This is a genomic window from Clostridium sp. X (genome assembly GCF_055755365.1).
Genome location: NZ_CM146912.1, coordinates 2,713,428 through 2,735,537 on the forward strand (window position 1 = coordinate 2,713,428; position 22,110 = coordinate 2,735,537).

Annotated in this window: 18 protein-coding genes and 1 other annotated feature; of the genes, 4 read left to right on the forward strand and 14 right to left on the reverse strand. The window is 29.3% G+C overall.

Annotated elements, in window-relative coordinates:
- Nucleotides 1–41: 41 nt before the first annotated feature.
- From alaS to ACX0KU_RS13735, 7 genes are all read right to left on the reverse strand, one after another.
- Nucleotides 42–2,681 (reverse strand): alanine--tRNA ligase, encoded by a 2,640-nt coding sequence (gene alaS, locus ACX0KU_RS13705; protein WP_472990536.1) that lies wholly within the window; start codon nt 2,679–2,681, stop codon nt 42–44.
- A 90-nt stretch (nt 2,682–2,771) separates the two neighbouring features.
- Nucleotides 2,772–2,954 (reverse strand) — a binding site (T-box leader).
- Nucleotides 2,955–3,054: 100 nt separating this feature from the next.
- A complete protein-coding gene (locus ACX0KU_RS13710) occupies nt 3,055–4,083 on the reverse strand; it encodes an AI-2E family transporter (RefSeq protein WP_472990537.1) in 1,029 nt (342 codons plus the stop codon).
- Nucleotides 4,076–4,573 (reverse strand): PRC-barrel domain-containing protein, encoded by a 498-nt coding sequence (locus ACX0KU_RS13715; RefSeq protein ID WP_472990538.1) that lies wholly within the window; start codon nt 4,571–4,573, stop codon nt 4,076–4,078. The genes ACX0KU_RS13710 and ACX0KU_RS13715 overlap by 8 nt, the downstream gene beginning before the upstream one ends.
- Nucleotides 4,574–4,791: 218 nt before the next feature.
- Nucleotides 4,792–5,220 carry a Fe-S cluster assembly scaffold protein NifU gene (nifU, locus tag ACX0KU_RS13720; RefSeq protein WP_472990539.1) on the reverse strand — a complete coding sequence of 143 codons (429 nt, stop codon included), beginning with the start codon at nt 5,218–5,220 and terminating at the stop codon, nt 4,792–4,794.
- 2 nt (nt 5,221–5,222) lie between these two features.
- Nucleotides 5,223–6,413, reverse strand: a complete 1,191-nt coding sequence (gene nifS / locus ACX0KU_RS13725; RefSeq protein ID WP_472990540.1) for a cysteine desulfurase NifS — start codon at nt 6,411–6,413, stop codon at nt 5,223–5,225.
- Nucleotides 6,413–6,850, reverse strand: a complete 438-nt coding sequence (locus ACX0KU_RS13730) for an RrF2 family transcriptional regulator (RefSeq protein ID WP_472990541.1) — start codon at nt 6,848–6,850, stop codon at nt 6,413–6,415. Before ACX0KU_RS13730 ends, nifS begins: the two co-directional genes overlap by 1 nt.
- 61 nt (nt 6,851–6,911) lie before the next feature.
- Nucleotides 6,912–8,180, reverse strand: coding sequence for a replication-associated recombination protein A (locus tag ACX0KU_RS13735; RefSeq protein ID WP_472992461.1), 1,269 nt, complete (start codon nt 8,178–8,180; stop codon nt 6,912–6,914).
- Between the two features lie 190 nt (nt 8,181–8,370).
- Here ACX0KU_RS13735 and cls point away from each other — a divergent pair, with 190 nt between their 5' ends.
- Nucleotides 8,371–9,780 carry a cardiolipin synthase gene (cls, locus tag ACX0KU_RS13740; RefSeq protein ID WP_472990542.1) on the forward strand — a complete coding sequence of 470 codons (1,410 nt, stop codon included), beginning with the start codon at nt 8,371–8,373 and terminating at the stop codon, nt 9,778–9,780.
- Between the two features lie 115 nt (nt 9,781–9,895).
- Here cls and ACX0KU_RS13745 read toward each other — a convergent pair whose 3' ends face one another.
- Nucleotides 9,896–11,128, reverse strand: coding sequence for an EAL domain-containing protein (locus tag ACX0KU_RS13745; RefSeq protein WP_472990543.1), 1,233 nt, complete (start codon nt 11,126–11,128; stop codon nt 9,896–9,898).
- Nucleotides 11,129–11,364: 236 nt separating this feature from the next.
- On the opposite strand from ACX0KU_RS13745, the gene ACX0KU_RS13750 reads away from it, so the two are divergent.
- Nucleotides 11,365–12,435 (forward strand): NAD(P)H-dependent flavin oxidoreductase, encoded by a 1,071-nt coding sequence (locus ACX0KU_RS13750; protein ID WP_472990544.1) that lies wholly within the window; start codon nt 11,365–11,367, stop codon nt 12,433–12,435.
- Nucleotides 12,436–12,489: 54 nt separating this feature from the next.
- On the opposite strand, the gene ACX0KU_RS13755 is transcribed toward ACX0KU_RS13750, so the two are convergent.
- Complete coding sequence (locus tag ACX0KU_RS13755) at nt 12,490–14,397, reverse strand: ABC-F family ATP-binding cassette domain-containing protein (RefSeq protein ID WP_472990545.1); 1,908 nt, start codon at nt 14,395–14,397, stop codon at nt 12,490–12,492.
- 36 nt (nt 14,398–14,433) lie between these two features.
- Nucleotides 14,434–16,689: a type IA DNA topoisomerase gene (locus tag ACX0KU_RS13760; protein WP_472990546.1), complete on the reverse strand. Its 2,256-nt coding sequence runs from the start codon at nt 16,687–16,689 to the stop codon at nt 14,434–14,436.
- Between the two features lie 177 nt (nt 16,690–16,866).
- Between ACX0KU_RS13760 and truA the strand changes: the two genes are divergently transcribed.
- Nucleotides 16,867–17,604, forward strand: coding sequence for a tRNA pseudouridine(38-40) synthase TruA (truA, locus tag ACX0KU_RS13765; RefSeq protein WP_472990547.1), 738 nt, complete (start codon nt 16,867–16,869; stop codon nt 17,602–17,604).
- Nucleotides 17,605–17,644: 40 nt separating this feature from the next.
- Here truA and ACX0KU_RS13770 read toward each other — a convergent pair whose 3' ends face one another.
- Nucleotides 17,645–17,968 (reverse strand): thioredoxin family protein, encoded by a 324-nt coding sequence (locus tag ACX0KU_RS13770; RefSeq protein ID WP_472990548.1) that lies wholly within the window; start codon nt 17,966–17,968, stop codon nt 17,645–17,647.
- Nucleotides 17,969–18,088: 120 nt separating this feature from the next.
- Nucleotides 18,089–18,739, reverse strand: a complete 651-nt coding sequence (trhA, locus tag ACX0KU_RS13775; protein ID WP_472990549.1) for a PAQR family membrane homeostasis protein TrhA — start codon at nt 18,737–18,739, stop codon at nt 18,089–18,091.
- A 300-nt stretch (nt 18,740–19,039) separates the two neighbouring features.
- Between trhA and ACX0KU_RS13780 the strand changes: the two genes are divergently transcribed.
- Complete coding sequence (locus tag ACX0KU_RS13780; protein WP_472990550.1) at nt 19,040–19,630, forward strand: DUF1836 domain-containing protein; 591 nt, start codon at nt 19,040–19,042, stop codon at nt 19,628–19,630.
- An 86-nt stretch (nt 19,631–19,716) separates the two neighbouring features.
- Here the strand turns inward: ACX0KU_RS13780 and ACX0KU_RS13785 are convergent, their stop codons facing one another.
- Complete coding sequence (locus ACX0KU_RS13785; protein WP_472990551.1) at nt 19,717–20,355, reverse strand: CAP domain-containing protein; 639 nt, start codon at nt 20,353–20,355, stop codon at nt 19,717–19,719.
- A gap of 148 nt (nt 20,356–20,503) precedes the next feature.
- Nucleotides 20,504–22,042: an MBL fold metallo-hydrolase RNA specificity domain-containing protein gene (locus ACX0KU_RS13790; protein WP_472990552.1), complete on the reverse strand. Its 1,539-nt coding sequence runs from the start codon at nt 22,040–22,042 to the stop codon at nt 20,504–20,506.
- Nucleotides 22,043–22,110 lie beyond the last annotated feature (68 nt).

The window sequence follows — 22,110 nt, forward strand, 5'->3', positions numbered from 1 at the left end:
TTGCTTAACTTTATTATAAACCATTTTTATTAAAAAGTATACTATCTTACTAAATCTTCCATTACTTTTTCTACATTACCTATGGCTTCATTTAACTTTTCTGGCAACTTACCACCAGCTTGAGCCATATCTGGTCTTCCACCACCGCCACCACCAGCGATTTTAGCTATTTCTCTTATAATAGTACCACAATGGATTCCTTTAGAAATTACATCTTTTGTTGCCATAGCTATGAATTGTACTTTATTCTCACTTGTACTTCCTAATACTACTACTCCACTTACTATCTTATCCTTTATTTTATCGCATAAGTCTCTTAATGCCTCTCCATCAACATCATTCAAAGCACCAACAGCTAATTTAATTCCATTTACTTCTTTAATACTGCTTAGAATATCACTTTCTGAATTTCCAGCTATTTTTGACTTTAATTGTGTTATCTCTTTTTCTTTTTCTTTAATTTCTAAAGTTTGTTGATTTAATTTATTTATTATATCTTTTTCTGAACACTTAAGAATTTCTGAAACATCTTTAATAAGTTCATACTTACTATTTATAAATCTTAAAGCCCTTGTTCCAGTAATAGCTTCTATTCTTCTTATTCCTGCTGCTATACCGCTTTCTGACACTATTTTGAAAATACCTATTTTCCCAATATTGTCTATATGTGTTCCACCACATAATTCCACACTAAAATCTTTAACTTTAACGACTCTGACTTTTTCTCCATATTTTTCATCAAATAATGCTGTTGCCCCAGAATTTCTTGCTTCTTCAAGTGTCATCTCATCAGTCTTAACTTCATAAGTTTCCATTATCTTTGCATTTACTAAATCTTCTACTTTATTTAATTCTTCTTGTGTCACCGCAGCAAAATGTGCAAAATCGAATCTAAGTTTTTCATCATCAACAAAAGAACCCGCTTGATGTACATGTTCTCCTAAAACTTCACGTAGAGCAGCATGAAGCATATGTGTAGCACTATGATTTTTTGCAATACGGTCTCTTCTCTCAGTATCTACTTTAAGTGTAACTTCTTCTTCTACATTTACACTTCCTTTTAAAACTTTTACAAAATGAATTGTTTTTCCACCAATATTTTTTTTACAGTCCTCTACTACTGCCTCAAAATTTTCATTAAAAATAATCCCTTTATCTCCTGCTTGCCCTCCCATTTCAGCATAAAACGGTGTAACTTCAGAAACAATTACTCCTGTTGATCCTTCTTCTATGGTATTTACAAATTCATCATCTTTTATAATAGCTACTATTTTTGAGTTTAAATCTAATTTATCATATCCATCAAATCTTGTGTCTATATCTGCTGATATAGAGTCTAAAACCGTTACATCTGCACCCATATAAGTATGTTCTGCTCTTGCAGCTCTAGCTCTATCTCTTTGAATCTTCATCTCTTGATTAAAACCGTCAATATCAATACTTAAACCTTTTTCTTCTAATATTTCTTGTGTTAACTCAAGTGGAAATCCATAAGTATCATATAATTTAAATACTTTATCTCCATTTAGGATTGTTTTATTAGATTTTGCAATTTCATCAATATAGTTCATTAATATTTCAATACCTGAATCTATAGTTTCTCCAAATCTTTCCTCTTCTAATTGAATAACTTTCTTAATATATTCTTTTTTATCTTTTATTTCTGGATAGGCTTCTCCATAATTATCTTCAACTGTATCTACTATATTATACAAAAACTCTCCACTAATTCCTAACAAGCGTCCATGTCTAGCCGCTCTTCTTAACAATCTTCTTAATACGTAGCCTCTTCCCTCATTCGACGGAAGAATACCGTCACCAATCATAAAGGTAACACTTCTTGCATGGTCAGTTATTATTCTTAAAGATATATCTTTAATTTTATCTTCTCCGTACTGAACACCCGCTATCTCTGAAGCTTTGTCACAAATACTCTTAATTGTGTCTACATCAAATATTGTATCCACGCCTTGCATAATAGTTGCCATTCTTTCTAATCCCATTCCTGTATCTATGTTTGGGAAAGCTAATCTATTATAATTACCTTCTTCATCTTTATCAAATTGTGTAAAAACTAAATTCCAAAACTCTACTGCTCTATCTGCATCAGATTTTACTTCAAAATCATCTGCAGAAATTATTTCTCCTTCATCCTTATAAAAATGGATTTCCGAACATGGTCCACAAGGTCCTAAACCATGCTCCCAAAAATTATCCTCTTTTCCTAATCTAAAAATATGTTTAGGATTAACATCTGTTTTAGAAGTCCAAATATCGTAAGCTTCATCATCGTCTAAATAAATAGTTACATATAATTTATCCTTAGGTAATTCCAAAACCTCTGTCACAAACTCCCAAGCCCAAGGAATAACTTCATTCTTGAAATAATCACCAAAAGAAAAGTTTCCTAACATCTCGAAAAAAGTAGCATGTCTTGATGTCTTTCCTACATTTTCAATATCCCCTGTTCTCACACATTTTTGACAAGTAGTTATTCTTTTACTTGGTGGAGTTTGTAATCCTGTAAAGTAAGGCTTTAATGGTGCCATTCCAGCATTTATAAGCAAAAGACTTTTATCATTTTTAGGTACTAGTGAAGAACTTTGAAGTCTTAGATGACTCTTATTTTCAAAAAACTTTAAGTATGCCTCTCTAACTTCATTTAATCCCATCTTTAACATTTGTAGTTACCTCCATGTATTATATTTGTATAAATTAATCAGTTAGATTATTAAAATTATAATTTATAAACAAAAAAACCTCCATTCCCAATAAGGGACGAAAGTTTCCGTGGTACCACCCTAATTATATATACAAAGTAAATCAAAGTATATATCTCTTAAAAGTTATTATAGCTCATAGATAGCTTCAATAAACATGCCAAGAAGTTCACACCATCCACTTCCTCTCTGAATGACAATATATTATTTACTTATTCTAATCATCGCTTACAAATTATATAATTTTGTGCAATATGTTTAATAATAAAGATATATTGATTATAAGAAAAAAAGATATTTATGTCAATATTGGATATATTGTAAAACTTTTTTTCTAGAACAAATAGTAATTTAAATCCTCATATATAACTTTTAGTATTACACTTACAGGCACTGCTAAGACCATACCCCAAAAGCCTCCTAATTCTCCACCCACAAGTAAAATTAGTATTACTGCTAAGGGATGCATACTTACACTATCTCCTGTTATTTTAGGCGATAATATATTACCTTCTATCAATTGAACAGAGTACAATAGAACTGCTGTATACATGGCAGTTTTAGTGGATGTCAAAAGTGCTATTATTATAGGAGGAATCATTCCAAATATAGGTCCAAAGTAAGGAATTATGTTTAATATTCCATTTAATATAGAAAGCATAATGGGGAATTTCACTTTTAATACAACTAATGCTATAAAAGTTAGTATACTAACCATAATACATAGCATAAATTGACTTATAATATATCTTCCTAAAATTTTATCAATATCTTTATTGATTCTTTTTATTATATTTCTTCCTTTCAAAGGACATAGCATAAGAAATTTGTTTTCTATATAATCAGGATCACTTAAAAAATAATAACTTACAATTGGAACTACAACAAATGCTAGTGCATTTTCTCCTATATCGGCCGTTGTTTCTAACATCCTATTAACCATATTTGAGAAAGAAGTATTTAATTTACTGTATATTTTACTTAAAATAGAATGTACAGTTTTATTATTTTCTATTAGTTTTAACTTATGGTATAGCATACTGATATATCCTTCTATTTCATCTAAAGAACTTCCTAAACTTAGGCTTTCTTTAAATACTGAAGGTATTAACACTGTAATTATCAGAATTAAGCTTATAATCACACTTAGCATTAATATTAATGAAGAAATTTTAGTACTTATTCCACTTCTAATTAATACCTTTTGTATAGGCTTTAAACTATAAGATAGTATAAACGAAAATATTAACAAAAATGCTATATCATTAATTATATTTACATTAATTATTACTAACAAAATAATTACAACTACAACAAAATATATTAGAGGTTTAATTAACTTACTTCTACTCAACTTAAGCATTATTATTCACTTCCAATAATTCATGTGAATTGGTTGTAAAGCATATTTTTTTAGCATCTCCAAAATATAAAATATTTTTATCTCCAAGTATTAAATCCTTTATAAGAAGTATCTTCTTTCCATGCAATAGATTGTGAATAAATCCTGCAGATATCACTAATCCTTTAATTCTAAAGCTATTTATGTCAAAAATTATATCTTCTACCATACCTAAGATGTCTCCTTTATGATCTAGTACATCCATTCCTTTAAAATTAGAAAGATTTAATAATACTTCTTCTCCAGTTTTTTTAACTATCATATTATTGTTGAAAGTTAATATATCTTCCTTTAAAACACTAATTACTTTTTTAAACATTCGAGAAGGAGTAATACTAAATCCTACAACAAAACCTTTATTGAAATTTACTAGGACATCTCTTACAAAACCAATTTTTCTCCCATTTATATCTATAGTATCCATGAGAATAAAATCTTTACTTCTATACATAACATTCTCCACTCTAGCATATTTTATCTTTATTTTACCCAAATATAAAAGAAATATCCTGATAAAATCATTTATGAATATGTATGGAAAATAATTATAAAAACTAAAGAACTCCATGAAAACATGGAGTTCTTTTAAGTAATCTATGATTTTATATTAGGAAATATACTTTTCTTATACTATAAAAGTTCATTTATAAAAATTTCTATAAAGCTAAATTAATGTCCATGAACTTCATGATGAACATGATCAGAATGATTCTTCGTTGCCCAAGGCTCCATACCATTCTTTATTCTATAGTCATTTATTGCTTTATGGATTGCTTCCTCAGCAAGTACAGAACAGTGCATTTTAACAGGTGGCAACCCCTCAAGAGCTTCAGCAACAGCTTTATTACTTAATTTCCAAGCTTCTTCTACTGTTTTTCCCTTAACAAGTTCAGTTGCCATACTTGAAGATGCGATTGCAGATCCACATCCGAAAGTCTTAAATTTTATATCTTTAACTATATTATCTTCAATTTTTAAATATATCTTCATTATATCTCCACATTGAGCATTCCCAACTTCACCTACTCCGTTAGCATCCTCAAGTTCTCCAACATTTCTTGGGTTTCTAAAATGATCCATTACTTTTTCAGTATACATTTTTAAATTTCTCCCTTCTCTTTTAAGAATTGTTCCCAATACGGTGACATTTCTCTTCTTCTCTTAATTATTTTTGGTAACTCACTTATGAGATAATCTACATCTTCTTCTGTCGTTGTTGAACCAAGACTTAATCTTAAAGAACCATGGGCAACTCCATGAGATAATCCTATAGATAATAGTACGTGTGATGCCTCAAGATCCCCAGATGCACAAGCACTTCCTGTAGACGCATATATTCCTACATCATCTAAATCTAATAATAAAGTCTCTCCTTCAACTCCTACGAAACTTATGTTAACATTTCCCGGTAACCTTCCTTGCCCTTTTGGTCCATTTAATTTAGCATGAGGTATTCTCTCTAAAAGTTCATCTATTAGTCTGTCTCTTAATTTAGCTAATCTTTTTCCTTCATGTTCCATTTCATCAACAGCAAGCTCAATAGCCTTTCCTAAGCCTACTATTCCAGATACATTTTCTGTACTAGGTCTCTTTCCTCTTTCCTGTCCTCCGCCATGAATTAGATTTTCAACTTTAACTCCATTTCTTATATAAAGAGCTCCAACTCCTTTTGGACCATAAAACTTATGTGCCGCTAAAGAAAGTAAATCTATATTCATTTCTTTTACATCAACAGGAACATGAGCAACTGCCTGAACTGCATCAGTATGAAATATTATCTTTTTCTCTCTACATATAGCTCCTATCTCTTTAATAGGTTGTATTACTCCAATTTCATTGTTAGCAAACATTACAGTTACCAATATAGTCTTTTCAGTAATTGCTGCTTTAAGATCTTCTATCTTTATAGCGCCTTGCTCATCAACCGGAAGATAAGTAACTTCAAATCCATCTTTTTCTAAAAACTTACATGTATTTAATACTGCATGATGTTCTATTTGTGTAGTAATTATATGATTTCCTTTGTTCTTTCTTGCTAATGCAATTCCTTTAATAGCCCAGTTATCTGCCTCTGAACCACTACCTGTAAAATATATTTCATGTGCTTCAGCATTTATAGCTTTAGCTACCTTAGTTCTAGCATTATTAATAGCCTTTTTGTTTATATCTGAAAGAGTATAAAAAGATGATGGATTTCCATAATTTTGTGTAAAATACGGAAGCATCTCATCTAAAACTTCAGGTTTTGTATATGTAGTAGCCGCATAATCCATATAAACTTTTTTATCCATTATTGCTCACTCCTCTTTTTTAACATACGCATATTTTTATAATCATCAGCCATAGCTTGAAGTGTAATAGACTTAGTTACTTCATCTATACTGTTCTTCATCTTTTCCCAAAGCAATCTAGTAGGACAAACATCCATATTGTCGCATTCACCTTTTTCAATACAGTTAGATATTTCTATAGGTCCTTCTAATACATCAATAATTTTATCTACTGTGATTTCGCTAGGATTCATGTTTAAAACATATCCCCCTTGAGCACCTCTTACACTTCTTATTAAACCAGCTTTTCTTAGAGGGGCAAAAAGCTGTTCTAGATAAAACTCAGATATATTTTGTCTTTCAGCTATACTTTTTATTGACACAGGCGTTTCGCCAAAATGTATTGCCAAATCAACCATAGCTTTAACTCCATATCTTCCTTTTGTGGATAATTTCATTTAACCACTCCCCTGTGAGTGTAATTCTATATTGATATATTATCAAACCCGACTATAATTGTCAACATTGCTTTTTTTCTAAATAGTACCTTTTTTTCTTCATTTCTTCTGGAAAATAATTCTGTTCTACAAAGTTCCCCGGAAAATCATGCGGATACTTATATCCCAAATTTCCAAGTTCTAATGCTCCATTATAATGAGTATCTCTTAAATGTTTAGGAACTCTAAATTGGCTATTTTTTGCATCTTCTATAGCAGCGTCAACTGCTACTAATACTGAATTCGATTTTTTAGCCTTAGAAAGGTATATTATAGCCTGTGCTATAGGTATTCTAGCCTCTGGCATTCCCACTGTTTCAAGAGCGTTCCATGCTGCATGGACTATCAACATAGCATTAATATCCGCCATTCCTATATCTTCCGATGCATGAACTATAAGTCTCCTAACAATAAATCTCGGATCTTCTCCCCCTACTACCATTCTTCCAAACCAGTATAGTGCTGCATCTGTATCAGAACCCCGTATGCTTTTTATAAAAGCAGATACTATATCATAATGATTATCTCCAGTAGAATCATAATTTATTACTGGCTTATGTATACATTCTTTAATAATCTCTTTATTTAAGATAATTACTCCATCTTTATTTTTCTGAGTAGATAATACCGCTAACTCTAAAGTATTTAAACTGTTTCTTGCGTCTCCTCCAGATAATTCACTTATTAGCTCTAAACTTTCCCTATCTATATCTATATTTATATTTCCATATCCTCTATCCTTATCTTTTAAAGCATTAAGTAATATATTCACTAATTCTTCTTTCTTTAGCTCTTCCAATTGAAATACTTTTGCTCTACTAATAAGAGCTCTATTTAATTCAAAATAAGGGTTTTCAGTAGTAGCCCCAATCAAAACTACAATTCCTTTTTCAACAGCCTCCAATAAGGAATCCTGTTGTGCACCTTTCTTAAGTACATGAATTTCATCAATAAAAAATATAGTCCTTTTCCCATAGAACTTTACGATCTCTTCTGCCTTATTTATATAATCTCTTAAATCTTTTACTCCTATGGAAGTAGCATTTAATTTTAAAAATTCACTTTTAGTTTCTTTAGATATTATAGAAGCTAAAGTAGTTTTCCCCACCCCAGGAGGTCCATACAAAATAATTGAAGTTAAGTTATCTCCTTCTATAAGGTTTCTAAGGAGCCTTTTTTTTCCTACTATGTTACTTTGCCCTATGAATTCGTTTAAATTTCGTGGTCTCATTCTTTCAGACAGAGGTCTCCTGCTACCCTGTTTATTCACTGCAAGATCAAATAAATCCACCTCAATCCCACCTTTTGCTATTAATAGAAATTTCATTTACAAATATACTACATAATAATAATTAAAACAACTTATTATTCTATAATTTCATTACATAAAATGCACTAAGCTTAGGGAATAAATAATGTATAGAGTTTCTATGATATTAGAAATTGCTAAAATACATTTTTAGTGTTTGGAGTGTCGTGCTATGTCATTTGATTTAAAAGATATTTTCTCTCTTATTCTTCTTATAATTTCTATAGTGTGTATAATAATTATAATACTTGATAGAAGAGACCCTAAAGGTACTTTCGCTTGGATACTCACTTTTATAATATCTATGCCTATAGGAATAGTCCTTTTTTTTCTCATCGGAAGAAATTGGAGGAATAAAAGTTTTAGAAATGAGTCTGACTTTCTTGATAAGGTTCTAAAAAAACGATACGGTTTAGAAATTCAAAATTCTAAATTTAATCTTATACAGCACCTTCTTATTAAAAATGATTTTTCTATTCTTTTTCCAAATAACACTATAGAATTTTTTATTGATGGTGAAAAAAAATTTGACACATTAAAGAAGGAATTAAGAAAAGCAAAGCATCATATTCATCTAGAATACTATATAGTGAGAGATGATATAATCGGAAATGAAATTAAAGACATTTTAATAGAAAAAGCTGAATCTGGAGTTAAAGTAAGATTTATTATAGATAGATTGGGATCTCTAGGCTTAAGCGGTAAATATGTAAGAGCCTTACGCAATGCCGGAGTCAATGTTTTATTTTATTCTCACATTTTCACTCCCTTTTATAGAAATCACCGAAAGATATCTATAATCGATGGAGAGGTCGGCTTTATAGGAGGAATGAATGTTGGAGATGAATATTTAGGAAAAGGAAAATTAGGTTTTTGGAGAGACCTCCATATAAAAATTCAGGGTGATTCAGTTTTAGGCCTTCAAAGTTCCTTTTTTCATGATTTTTACATGTTAAACAAGTCAAAAAAAGATTTTATTTCTTCTAAACATGAACTGCTTCTATATTTCCCTACAATTAATAATAATAACTTATGTCCAATACAAGTTGTAGAATCAGGTCCTAGTTCTGAAAATCCTTCTATTATGGAAGGTATTATAAAAATGATATATAGTGCTAAGGATCATATTTATATTATGACTCCCTACTTTATTCCTAGTGAAAGTCTTATAGTTGCACTAAAAATAGCTGCTCTAAGCGGTATAGATATAAGGATATTATTCCCTGGGAAATATGACCATTTTTCTGTATATAATGCTTCACGTTCATATCTTAAAGATATGGTTGACTATGGTATAAAGGTGTATTTCTATAGATGTGATTCTTTTCTACATTCTAAGGCTGTATCTATAGATGGTAACATATGTACTTTAGGCAATACTAATATTGATATTCGCTCTTTTGAACTTAACTTTGAAGCTAATGTAGTTATTTATGATTCCAATACTACAAAAGAATTTGAAAGCGCTTTTCTAGAGGATCTAAATGTATCAACACAAGTTGATAAGGAATATTTCGAAAGCTCTTCTATTTTCACTAAATTTTTAGAGAGTTTAATGAGGATATTCTCAAATGCTATGTAATATTATTAAGGAAGTTGCAAATGCGCAACTTCCTTTTCATTTAATAAGATAATTAATAATAGCTGACTTTTTTTATAGGTGCCCATTATTTTAATGTCAGCATAGCTGACTTTTTTTATAGGTGTATATCTTTTGGGTTAAAGTCTATACACAGGATGTATTCTTTATTGTTAACAGCTTTAAACACTGCTGAAATTGTTATACATAAGTTTCCTGTAGCTAGCGAAACATATGGCTCAGTTATGAATTTATTTAGCGCCATATTTTTAAGGAAATAATAGTATTTTTTCAATGAGTGATTGGTTCCTTGCTCAGCTGGATGAAAAATAAGTGCCTTTTGAGAAAGCATATCTCTACAGCAGTTTATAGTATCTGTCACCTGAACCCCTTTTTCATTTAAAACGTAGATACATTCAAAAGTTTCATTATTTGAAATAATATCATTTAATTGTTCATTAAATCCCGATTCTTCTACTTTAGCTAAGCTTCCGAGTGCTTCATTAATTGTCTTATCATATTTTTTTTGTATACTTGTTTCCACATTAACTTTATCTATCATATAAGATTTATACTCATCGGCTAAGTGTGTTATACTCTCCTTAGCATGGTTAATAAATTTCTTACTAATTTCTAAAGAATTTCCAAGATACTCTCCTTCAATCATGTCTACTCCAAGTTCTATTACAGTTAATGCTTCTTCTTTAGTCTTTATCCCGTCTGCAATTACAAGGGCACCAATATTTTTAGATAAAGTTACTAAAGCTTTGAATATTTCTTGTTTATAATAGTCATAGTCAATATTTTCAGTTATTGCCCCGCTTATTTTTATAATATCAGGTTCAACATAAGATATCTTATCTAAATTGGCTAAGCCATATCCTATATCACTTAAAGCAACTAAAAACCCTTCACTTCTATAAAAGTTTATAAATCTCTTTAAACTTTCTATATCTTCAACTTTATCCTCTACTATTTCTAAAACAACATTTTCAGGATTTAACTTGTAAGAACTTACTAGTTCCTTAATAATTCCAGAACCTATAAACTTAGTTATTATAGAAGCACTAATATTTATAAATAATAGATGTTCTCTATTATCACTATACACCTTCGCAAATTTTTCTACAGCTTTCTCTCTATAGAGTCTATCTAAATTAATAGCCATATCTTCATTCTCTGCACGTTCAAAAAGCATATCCATATCAATAACTTCTCCACTTTTATCAGATCCAAACCCTGAAACCTCAAAGCCTATTATTGATTGTTTTATAATTGAACATATAGGTTCAAATCTAATCTTCATTTCTTTATTATCAATAATATTTTTAATGTTAATTTTCTTACTCATATCTCAACACATCCTTTACTTATTCTCCATAATAATAAACATCCTTTATTCTATGTATCTATTATACCAAATTTATTCACTTTATATAGAGGGCTTTGTTAAATGAGTCTTAAAATATAAAATAATTCTTCATTTGGTTTACTTTTTATTGACAGGTAAATATATATAGAATATACTTTGACTATCAAATATTTCGTTAATCAAATTAGTTATTTGTAAAACAAGGAGGAGATATTATGAACTTTACACCTCTTAAGATAGGGAACTTAATTGCTAAATTACCAATAATTCAAGGAGGCATGGGAGTCGGTGTATCCGGTTCAAAATTAGCTTCAGCTGTAGCTAACGAAGGTGCTATCGGTGTAATTTCTGCCGTACAAATAGGATATAGAGAAGATGACTTTGAAAAAAACACTTTGGAAGCTAATCTAAGAGCTCTAAGAAAAGAGATAAGAAAAGCTAAAGAGTTAAGTCCAAATGGAATTTTAGGTGTAAATATATTAGTTGCATCAAATCATTTTGATGATTTAGTTTTAACATCTGTAGAAGAAAAAATCGATTTAATTATATGTGGTGCTGGTATACCCTCAAACCTTCCAAAATTAGTAAAAGGTTCAAATACAAAAATTGCACCAATAGTATCTTCTGCAAAAGCTGCTCAAGTTATATCTAAGATGTGGAAAAAAAAATATGATTACTTGCCAGATTTAATAATAGTAGAAGGAGTTCATGCTGGAGGTCATTTAGGGTTCTCTTTAGAACAAATCAGTTCTAGCAATGAGGATAGCTTATCAGAAATTATAAAAGAAGTTATTGAAGTAACAAACTCATTAGAAGCTACTTATGGGAAACATATTCCAGTAGTTGCTGCAGGCGGTATTTATGACGGAAGTGATATTGCAAAATACATAAAACTAGGTGCTGAAGGTGTTCAGATGGCTACTAGATTTGTAGCTACCGAAGAGTGTGATGCACATATAAACTTTAAAAATGCATACATATCCTCCTCTAAAGAAGATATGATGATTATAAACAGTCCTGTAGGTATGCCTGGTAGAGCAATAAAAAATGAATTTACAAATTCTTTAGATAATAATACTTCTATTTCTAAGTGTTATAACTGTTTAAAGGGATGTAATCCAGCCGTTACACCTTATTGCATATCAAAAGCTTTAATAAATGCTGTTAAAGGCGATACTGCTAATGGACTAATTTTTGCTGGTTCAAATGCTTATAAATTAGATAAAATAAAATCAGTTAAAGAATTAATTCAAGATATATCAAAAGAATTTCAAGAGACTAATTAGTACTTTAAAAAGGCTATCATACTTTCATGATAGCCTTTTTTTATTTCATTATTTTTAGTTACCTATTTTATCAGCTAAATCGCTTAAATACTCCCATCTATTCATTAATTTTTCTAACTCATCTTCCAACTTACTTTTTTCTTCCAAAAACTTTTCAAGTCTTATATAGTCACTACCAGCCAACTCAATACTTTTATTTGTTTCTTCAAGTTTATTTTCTACATCCTCTATAACACTCTCTATTTGTTCATATTCTCTCTTTTCATTATAGCTAAATTTCAAAGTTTTATTTGTTTTTTCAGCCATTCCTACATTATTCTCTTCTTTAATCTTTTTAACTGAACTATCATTTGTTTTTTTATCATCCTGTACTTGCTTATCTTCATAATCTGAATAATTACCCACAAATGGCTCTATTACCCCGTCACCCTTAAAAATCAAAAGCTTATTACATACTTTATCTAAAAAATACCTATCATGGGATACAGTTATTACAGTACCATTAAAAGAATTTAAATAATCTTCTAGCACAGCTAAAGTTTCTACATCTAAATCATTTGTAGGTTCATCTAAAATTAAAACATTTGGAGAAGTCATTAACACTCTTAACAAGTATAACCTTCTTTTTTCTCCTCCTGATAATCTTGATATATATGAATACTGTAAATTAGAGGGAAATAAAAATCTCTCTAACATTTTAGACGCGCTTATAATATTTCCGTCAGATAATTTTATAAATTCTGCTCCTTCTCTTATATACTCAATAACCCTTAGATCTCCACTCATATCTTCATATTCCTGAGAAAAGTATCCAATCTGAACGGTTTCTCCTATTGATATATTACCTTTATCTTGAACAGATTTCTCCAAAATAATGTTTAGCAGTGTAGATTTCCCAATTCCATTAGCTCCTATTATTCCTACCTTATCTTCTTTTGTAAATATATAAGAAAAATTATTTATAAGCTTCTTATCCCCATAACTCTTACTTACACCCTCTATCTGAATTATCTTTTTTCCTAGTCTGCCTCCATCTATTGAAATATCTATCTTTTCATCTTTTATTTCTATTTTTTGAGATTTTATTTCTTCAAACCTATCAATTCTTGCCTTTTGCTTAGTAGTTCTTGCCTTTGCTCCTCGTCTTATCCACTCAAGCTCTTTTTTATAAAGATTTTGTCTCTTTTGCTCTTGAGAATATACCATCTGCTCTCTCTCAAACTTAGCACCTAAAAAAATACTATAATTCCCTTCATAACTGTATAAATTTCCATTATTTATTTCTAATATTCTTCTTGATACTCTATCTAAAAAGTATCTATCATGAGTTATCATAACTAAAGCGCCTTTATACTCATTTAAATAATTTTCAAGCCATTTTACAGTTTCATTATCAATATGGTTAGTAGGCTCATCTAGTATTAATAACTCACAGGGACTTATTAATACTCCTGCTAAGGCAATTCTCTTCTTCTCGCCTCCGGAAAGCCCCTTAACTTTGTAATTAAAATTATGAATCCCTAACTTAGTTAGTACAGCTTTTGCCTTGCTCTCTATTTCCCAAGCATCTACAGCATCCATTTTACTTGTAAGCTCCATAAGCTTTTTCTGAAGCCTTTCATCGCTTGGACTTTTTTCTAAATTTTTAAGAGCCTCTTCATATTGTCTTAATACCTTCATTACTGGTGAATTCCCCTTAAATATCTGTTCAAGTACAGTAGCATCGTCTTCAAAATCTACATTTTGAGGTAAGTATTCTATTCGCATGCCATTGCCTTTAATGACTTTACCCTCATCACAATTTTCATAACCCGCTAAAATTTGGAGTAATGTAGATTTACCTGTGCCATTCACTCCTATTAAACCTATTTTTTCTCCCGAGTTAATGCTAAAGGATATATTGTTAAACAAGACCTTCTCTCCATGACTCTTACTTAAATTCTCTATAGTCAATATACTCATAATTATTTCCTCTCCATTTGCTATATGTATAACTCATTATTTGAAACTAAGTTCAATCTTATTATTTTTTAAAATCAATCTTGCTCCAAACACGTTTCCCTTTTGAGATTTAAAGCCTTCAATTAGATTAGTTGTTCCGTTTCTTAGCAACTTTTTTATTTCTATAACAGGAATTTTAACTCCACAAATCTCTCCAACAAAGAATTCACAGCCACTTTTCCAGTTATCACAACCATAACCTTTTGAATTCTTTATCACTCTTCCATTTTTACATATTGGGCATATACCCAAAACTTCATCCATTTTATTCATATTTACACTTTCTTTATTCTGAATAGAGGATATTAAATATTGAGAGTCTATAATACCATTATTATTAATCACATTATATACATTTCTTTTTATATATTCCTCTAATTTTGCCATAAATTCATTTGAGGAGATCTCTTCTCTTACTACTAATCCTAGACCTTTTTCCCAACTAGCAGTTAAAACTGGATTCAATAAACTAGGTATAGAATTCTTGATAGTTCTATAAATTACTTCTCCCTTAATAGTTGGAGTTATTACTTGAGTTCCATTATTTATATTAATATAACCTATTCTATCAAGCTTCTTTAATATCTCAGCTCTTGTAGCACTTGTTCCAATTCCAGAACCCTTAATCTGTTCCCTTAACTGATCATCCTCTATTAGTTTTCCTGCATTCTCCATTGCAATAATAATAGAACCAGATGTATATCTCTTAGGTGGGGATGTTTTTCCCTCTTTTAGCTCTAAATCTTCAACTTCTATCTTTTGCCCCTTCTTTAGAGTATTTAAGAATTCTACGGCCTTTTCTTCACTTTCATTTACGTCCCCTTCTCCTTTTAATATATCTAAATATCCTCTCTCAACACAAACTTTATTATTTGTAAAAAAACTTTCATTTTGAATTTTAGTTACGATAGATATTTTATTAAACTTAGCCGGTGGATAAAAAATAGCTAAAAATCTTCTAACTACCAAATTAAATATTTCTTTTTCTATTTTTTTCAAACCATTATAATTGTCAAACCCTTCTCCAGTAGGAATTATGGCATAGTGATCTGTTATTTTACTATCATCTACATACTTTGTTTTCTCTAAATTTTTATATGAGTTATCCTCTATTATTTTAGAAGCTATTCCACTAATTTCAGACTCTCCTCTAAAATTTATTAATTTTCTTATGTTTTTCTCTATTTCCTTGGCTACAGCTTTAGACAATACTCTAGCATCTGTTCTAGGATACGTTAATAGCTTTCTTTCATATAAACTTTGTATTATTTTTAAAGTTTCATCGGGGCTAATCTTAAATTGTTTTGAGCATTGATTTTGAAGTTCTGCTAAATTAAATAATAGAGGAGCATATTTTAGTTCCTTTTGTTTAGATACTTTATCAATAATAGCAAGATTTTTTATACTATAATCCTCTAACTCTTTTTTTAGTTCTTCTGCGTGCTTCTCTTTTTTAAATCCATTATCATTATATAATGCTATAGATTCAAAATACTTAGAGCCTTCTACTGCCTTCCATTCCCCTTCATAAAACATATTATCATTAGCTTTTAGTTTAGCTAATATTTTATAAAAAGATATCTTGTCAAAATTTCGTATTTCTAATTCCCTATCTACTACCATTCCTAATACACATGACATAACTCTTCCAACAGCTATAACAATTTTATCTTCTCCTATTATATTAGATAAAGTTTTTCCGTATATAAGTGTTAAAAGTCTTGAAAAGTTTATTCCTAATAAATAGTCTTCTTTTGCTCTTAAATAAGCTGCAGCAGATAGTGAATCATATTCTGATAATTCCTTTGCTTCTTTAATACCTTTTTTTATTTCTTCTTCTGTTTGAGAATCAATCCAAACTCTTTTTTTAATTTTATTTTCTACTCCCGACATCATATCTACTAATCTATATATATACTCTCCTTCTCTTCCTGAGTCTGTACATACATAAATAGTATCAACATCTTCTCTTAATAAAAGACTTTTTACTATATTGAATTGTTTAGCAACGCTTGGTATTATTTCATATCTATAGTCCTCTGGAAGAAAAGGAATTGTGCTTAAAGACCAATACTTTAATTTTTCATCATAAGCCTCAGGATAGCTCATGGTGATCATATGTCCTACACACCAAGTAAAAATAGTATCATTACCTTCTATATATCCATCTCTTTTAATTCCTTTTATATCTAGTATCTTCACAAACTCCATAGCCACTGATGGCTTCTCGGTAACGAACAGTGATTTATTCATTTAAGGTCCTCTCTCTACATAACTTAGTTCATAAAATAAAACATTTGGTTAAATAATAATTATAGAATATAAAGAACCTCTTATCAAGTTTTATAAAACTATGTTTGCTTATTTACAGGAAATAAACTACAATGTAAAGTACTAAACCTAATTATAGGTTAACAAGGAGATAAGTTAATGAGAAATATTAAATTAAGCATTCAGTATGACGGTACCAAATATAAAGGCTGGCAAAAGCTCGGTGATGATAATAATACTATTCAGTATAAAATTGAAAAAGTATTAAGTGAACTAACTGGTGAGGAAATAGATTTAACAGCCTCTGGAAGAACTGATTCCGGTGTTCATGCATATAATCAAATAGCTAATTTTAAAACAAAATCAAATGTATCAAATGAAGAAATTCTAGATTACTGTTATAGATACTTACCCTTAGATATAGTAGTACAAAAATGTGAAAATGCTACTTGGGACTTCCATGCTAGATATAATGCAGAAAAGAAAATCTATACCTACAAGATTTATAATCATAAGTTTCATGATATATTTAACCGCAAATACACTTATCACGTTAAAGAAAAATTAGACATAAATAAAATGAGAGCTGCTGCTGCTTGTTTTATCGGAGAACACGATTTTAAAAGTTTTACAGCTTTAAAATCCAAGAAAAAATCTACAATTAGAGAAATATACTCCATTGATATTCTTCAAAATGGAAAGGAAATAGATATAGTCTTTACTGGAAATGGATTTTTGTACAAAATGATAAGAATACTAGTTGGTACTTTAGTAGAAGCTGGATTAAATAGAATTACAAAAGAAGATATACAAAAAATAATGTTAGAAAAAGATCGTTCTATCGCTCCCCCAACAGCCCCTTCTCATGGGTTGTCTCTAACTAATGTAATTTATTAAAAATAGTAAGCAGCATAATTATCTTATTTATGCTGCTTACTTAATATATTATCTTATAATACCTTTCAATTTCTTTATCTAGTTCATCCACACTTATAAATCTTGCTTTTCTAATAGTTTCTTTTCCTTCTATATATAATATTAAAGCTGGCACAGTAAATATAGATAGATATCCAGCTGTCTCTGGTAATTTATTTATGCTTACTTCTTTAGACAATATTTTAGGGTATTTATATAAAATTTCTTCTATTTTTGGGAGTAGTATACTGCATACATCACAGCTACTTGAAGATATATATAGAAATGCTAATTTATTATTAGATATGAATTCACTTATTTCCTCTATACTATTTATAACATCCAAAATATTCACCACCATTAACTCTATATTTTTATCAGTACAATTATTATTTCCTAATTAAAAGGCAATGTACACATTTGTTATAAAAATATATACATTGCACTTTTAAAGACCACTATACAGCTATAATACATATCTGAATATCATAAAATAATGACAAAAACTTCCTGCTAGAACAAATAGATGAAATATCTCATGAAAACCAAATATTTTTGATTTTATTCTTGGCCATTTAGCTGCATAAATTACAGCTCCTACTGTATAAAAAACCCCTCCAATAAATAACCATAAAAGCCCTCTAATGTTTATAACTTTAGAAAGTGGCGATACTAAAAATATAGCTATCCATCCCATTAATACATAGAAAATAGTAGATATCCATCTTGGTGCGTCAAACCAAACCATTTTAAATAAAACTCCTACAATTGCAAAGCTCCACATTCCAATAAAAACTATCCATCTTAAATTTCCTTGAAGTGAGATTAAAGCTACCGGTGTATATGTTCCTGCTATTAACACATAAATCATAGAATGATCTAGTTTCCTAAGAATTCTTATAACACTATCAGAGGACTTAATTGAATGATATATAGTACTTGCTGTATATAATAATATAAGGCTCAGCCCAAATAGTAATATGGCAGTAAAAGAAAGTATTGTTGAATCAGGAGTGCTTCGCTCATATACTATAAGTATTATCATTCCAACTAATGAAATTATTGCCCCAAATAAATGGGTTAATCCACTTATAGGTTCTCTTAGTTTGCTCATCATAATTATCAACCTCTTTTTATATTTTATTATATTTTTATGTTACATAGTTTTCATTACTATGTAACATCATATACTTATTTTACCACAAGGTTATCGAAATTATAAGCTATATTTTTAATAATTTTTCTTAAAACATTACTAGTATACAATTGTAATTTTTCATAATTATTACACCTTTTTAAATTAATGACTTAACTTAATTCTACTATATAAATATAGTATACACTACTCCCTATTGAACTATAATTAACTATATGATACTATTTTCTTATTCTAATAACAAAATCGGAGTGTTTAATAATGACTTTAAATGAAAAAGAGATTTCTTCTCTTATAAATGAACTTTACCTTGATAAGGACATTAATCTAATAGATATACCGAATTTAAGCTTATATATGGATCAAGTTATAACTCTATTTGAAGATAACTTAAGTCATCTTAAAAGAAATGGTAATGAAAAATTAATGACAAAAACCATGATTAATAATTATACAAAATCAAAGGTTCTTTTACCTCCTACGAAAAAAAAGTATTCTAAGGATCACATAATCTTACTTATTTTAATCTATAACCTAAAGCAGACTCTTTCTATTAACGATATAAAGTCTCTTTTTAGTGAAATGCCAGAAAATCCCCATAGTTTAAAAGATATTGAATTAGAAAAAATATATCAATCTTTTTCTAATATAAAAAAACTTCAAGCTAATGAGCTTCATGATGAATTATCAAAAAAAATTAAACTTACTCAAAATAATAAAGAAAATTTTAGTTCACAGAATTTAGATTTGTCTCAAATGCTTATTACCGTTTTGTCCTTAGTAAATGAGGCAAACATGAAACGTAGATTAGCTGAAAAAATTATTGATAAATTTTTCGATAAAGATAATTAGTTAAAATTTTTATATCCTATTATTTACACAAAATAATGTAAAAAGGTGATTTGCTCAAATATTGAGTAAATCACCTTTTTATTAAATTACCATCCTATAAACATTTGGGTCCAATACAATTGACCTGATGAACTTCTTGCTACCCCGACTCCTATTTGAGAGTAGTTTGGACTTAATATATTTTGTCTATGTCCTGGTGAATTCATCCATGAGTTCATAACCTCACTTGGTGTTCTTTGACCATAGGCAATATTTTCTCCACTAGTTCTGTAGCGTATACCAAAATTCTTTATCATATCAAAAGGTGAACCATATGTTGGTGAAGTATGAGAGAAATATTTTTTATCTATCATATCCTGTGATTTATATCTCGCTACTCTTGATAATTGCCAATTCTCTGATAAAGGTTTTAATCCTTTTTTTGCTCTTTCACTATTTACTAATGTAACTACTTGTTTTTCTAATGCTTTAACTTCCGATAAATCTGGTATTTTAATTATTTGTCTTGGATATATCATATCTGGATTTGTAATTTGAGGATTTACTGATAAAATTTCTGAAGCTCCAACTTGATACTTTTCGCATATCTTCCATAAACTATCACCACTTATTACACTGTAATCAAAAGTTTTAAAGGTAGCAGTTTGTGCAAATGCGGTAGTTTTGGATACAAGACCAAAAACTAATATTGCAAAAACCATTGAATATTTTATTATTCTTTTCATTAATATTACCTCGCTTTAAATATTATTTTCATTTTATATGTTTTGCATATTACATTTTTTTATTTTTAAAATTTCTAGTATTTTTAGTAACTATACCCACCATAATAATTGTTACTAATATAATATTTATAAAAGAGGAAAAGATAGCCTATTTAGCTACCTTTTCATCTACATCATTTATGGCTTCCTCTAATTGCTTTATTAATACATCTTTATTCATACTTTCAATATCATTTATAGAATTTAACAACTTCATAATTTTATATTTTATATTACTATCTTTTAGATTTACCTTTTCATTAATATAATAAGTTTCACCATTGTCTACTATTTTACTTTTATATCCTTTAGAATCTAATAATTCCTTAAATTTATTTTGAGCTTGTATATCTCCATGTACTAAAAATATTTCCTTTGGCTTCTCTCTAAAATTATCTAACCAATAACTCATTCCATTCTTATCTGCATGTCCTGAGAGTCCATCAAAACTATAAATTTTTGCATTCACAGCAATAGGGTCACCGAATATATTTACTTTTTTATTCCCTTCTAATATGGCTCTACCTAAAGTTCCCTCAGCTTGATATCCAACAAAAACTATAGAGGATTCACTTTTCCATAAGTTATGTTTTAAATGATGCTTTATTCTTCCAGCTTCACACATTCCACTAGCAGAAATAATTATTGCATTTCCCTTGAATTTATTTATATTCATGGAATCTTGAGGTGAATTTGTATAAATTAATCCTTTGAAATTTAGAGGATTAGCTCCTTCTCTTATACGACTTTTCATCTCATCATCATAATATTCACTAGAATTTTCAAATACTTTACTTGCTTCAGATGCAAGTGGACTATCTACAAAGACTGTAACATCTTTTAATTCATCATTTTCTACATATCTACTAAGAGCATATAGTAATTCTTGAGTTCGACCCACTGAAAATGATGGTATTATTACATTTCCTCCTCTATCGAAAGTCTCCTTTATAATATTAACTAATTTCTTAAATGTCCAATCCATATCTCCATGAACTCTATCTCCATAGGTAGTTTCCATGATTATATAATCTGCATAGTCAATATAGCTTGGATCTCTAATAATTGGCTTATTTACATTTCCTAAATCTCCCGAATAAACTATTTTTATTTCTTCTTCATACTCTTCTTTTACATATAATTCAACTATAGCTGAACCTAGAAGATGACCTGCATCTCTAAATTTAACTTTAAATCCATCAAATAGCTCAAATAAAATGTCATACTCATATTCTTCAAATAAATATAAGGATAGTTCTGCTAACTTAGCCGTGTAAAGAGGTTCTATAGTTTTTAAACCTTGCCTCACTCTTTTTCTATTTTTCCATTCTATTTCACTTTCTTGTATATACCCACTGTCTGGTAGCATTATACTACATAAATCTCTAGTTGCTTTTGTACATATAACCCGTCCTTTAAATCCTTTTTTATATAGTAATGGTATTCTTCCGCTATGATCTATATGAGCGTGAGATAGTATTACGTAATCTATATCTTTAGGATTAAATTGAAACTCTTCGTTTCCTCTTTCTTTTTCATCTTTACCTTGAAAAAGTCCACAATCCAAGAGAACATTTTTATTATTTACCTTTAATATATGACAAGAACCTGTTACGCATTTTGCCCCACCATAAAATTCTATCTTCATTTTCTACCCTCTTTCTCTTAATATATTAATATAAGGACTTTATACTAATATATCGTAATATTCAGAAA

Coding starts and splice junctions, on each gene's coding strand:
- ACX0KU_RS13790 (WP_472990552.1), bottom strand. CDS start 22,042: ATGAAGATAGAATTTTATGGTGGGGCAAAATGCGTAACAGGTTCTTGT.
- ACX0KU_RS13750 (WP_472990544.1), top strand. CDS start 11,365: ATGAACTTTACACCTCTTAAGATAGGGAACTTAATTGCTAAATTACCA.
- truA (WP_472990547.1), top strand. CDS start 16,867: ATGAGAAATATTAAATTAAGCATTCAGTATGACGGTACCAAATATAAA.
- cls (WP_472990542.1), top strand. CDS start 8,371: ATGTCATTTGATTTAAAAGATATTTTCTCTCTTATTCTTCTTATAATT.
- ACX0KU_RS13730 (WP_472990541.1), bottom strand. CDS start 6,850: ATGAAATTATCCACAAAAGGAAGATATGGAGTTAAAGCTATGGTTGAT.
- ACX0KU_RS13745 (WP_472990543.1), bottom strand. CDS start 11,128: ATGAGTAAGAAAATTAACATTAAAAATATTATTGATAATAAAGAAATG.
- trhA (WP_472990549.1), bottom strand. CDS start 18,739: ATGATGAGCAAACTAAGAGAACCTATAAGTGGATTAACCCATTTATTT.
- ACX0KU_RS13715 (WP_472990538.1), bottom strand. CDS start 4,573: ATGTATAGAAGTAAAGATTTTATTCTCATGGATACTATAGATATAAAT.
- ACX0KU_RS13760 (WP_472990546.1), bottom strand. CDS start 16,689: ATGAATAAATCACTGTTCGTTACCGAGAAGCCATCAGTGGCTATGGAG.
- ACX0KU_RS13755 (WP_472990545.1), bottom strand. CDS start 14,397: ATGAGTATATTGACTATAGAGAATTTAAGTAAGAGTCATGGAGAGAAG.
- ACX0KU_RS13785 (WP_472990551.1), bottom strand. CDS start 20,355: ATGAAAAGAATAATAAAATATTCAATGGTTTTTGCAATATTAGTTTTT.
- ACX0KU_RS13710 (WP_472990537.1), bottom strand. CDS start 4,083: ATGCTTAAGTTGAGTAGAAGTAAGTTAATTAAACCTCTAATATATTTT.
- alaS (WP_472990536.1), bottom strand. CDS start 2,681: ATGTTAAAGATGGGATTAAATGAAGTTAGAGAGGCATACTTAAAGTTT.
- ACX0KU_RS13780 (WP_472990550.1), top strand. CDS start 19,040: ATGACTTTAAATGAAAAAGAGATTTCTTCTCTTATAAATGAACTTTAC.
- nifU (WP_472990539.1), bottom strand. CDS start 5,220: ATGTATACTGAAAAAGTAATGGATCATTTTAGAAACCCAAGAAATGTT.
- nifS (WP_472990540.1), bottom strand. CDS start 6,413: ATGGATAAAAAAGTTTATATGGATTATGCGGCTACTACATATACAAAA.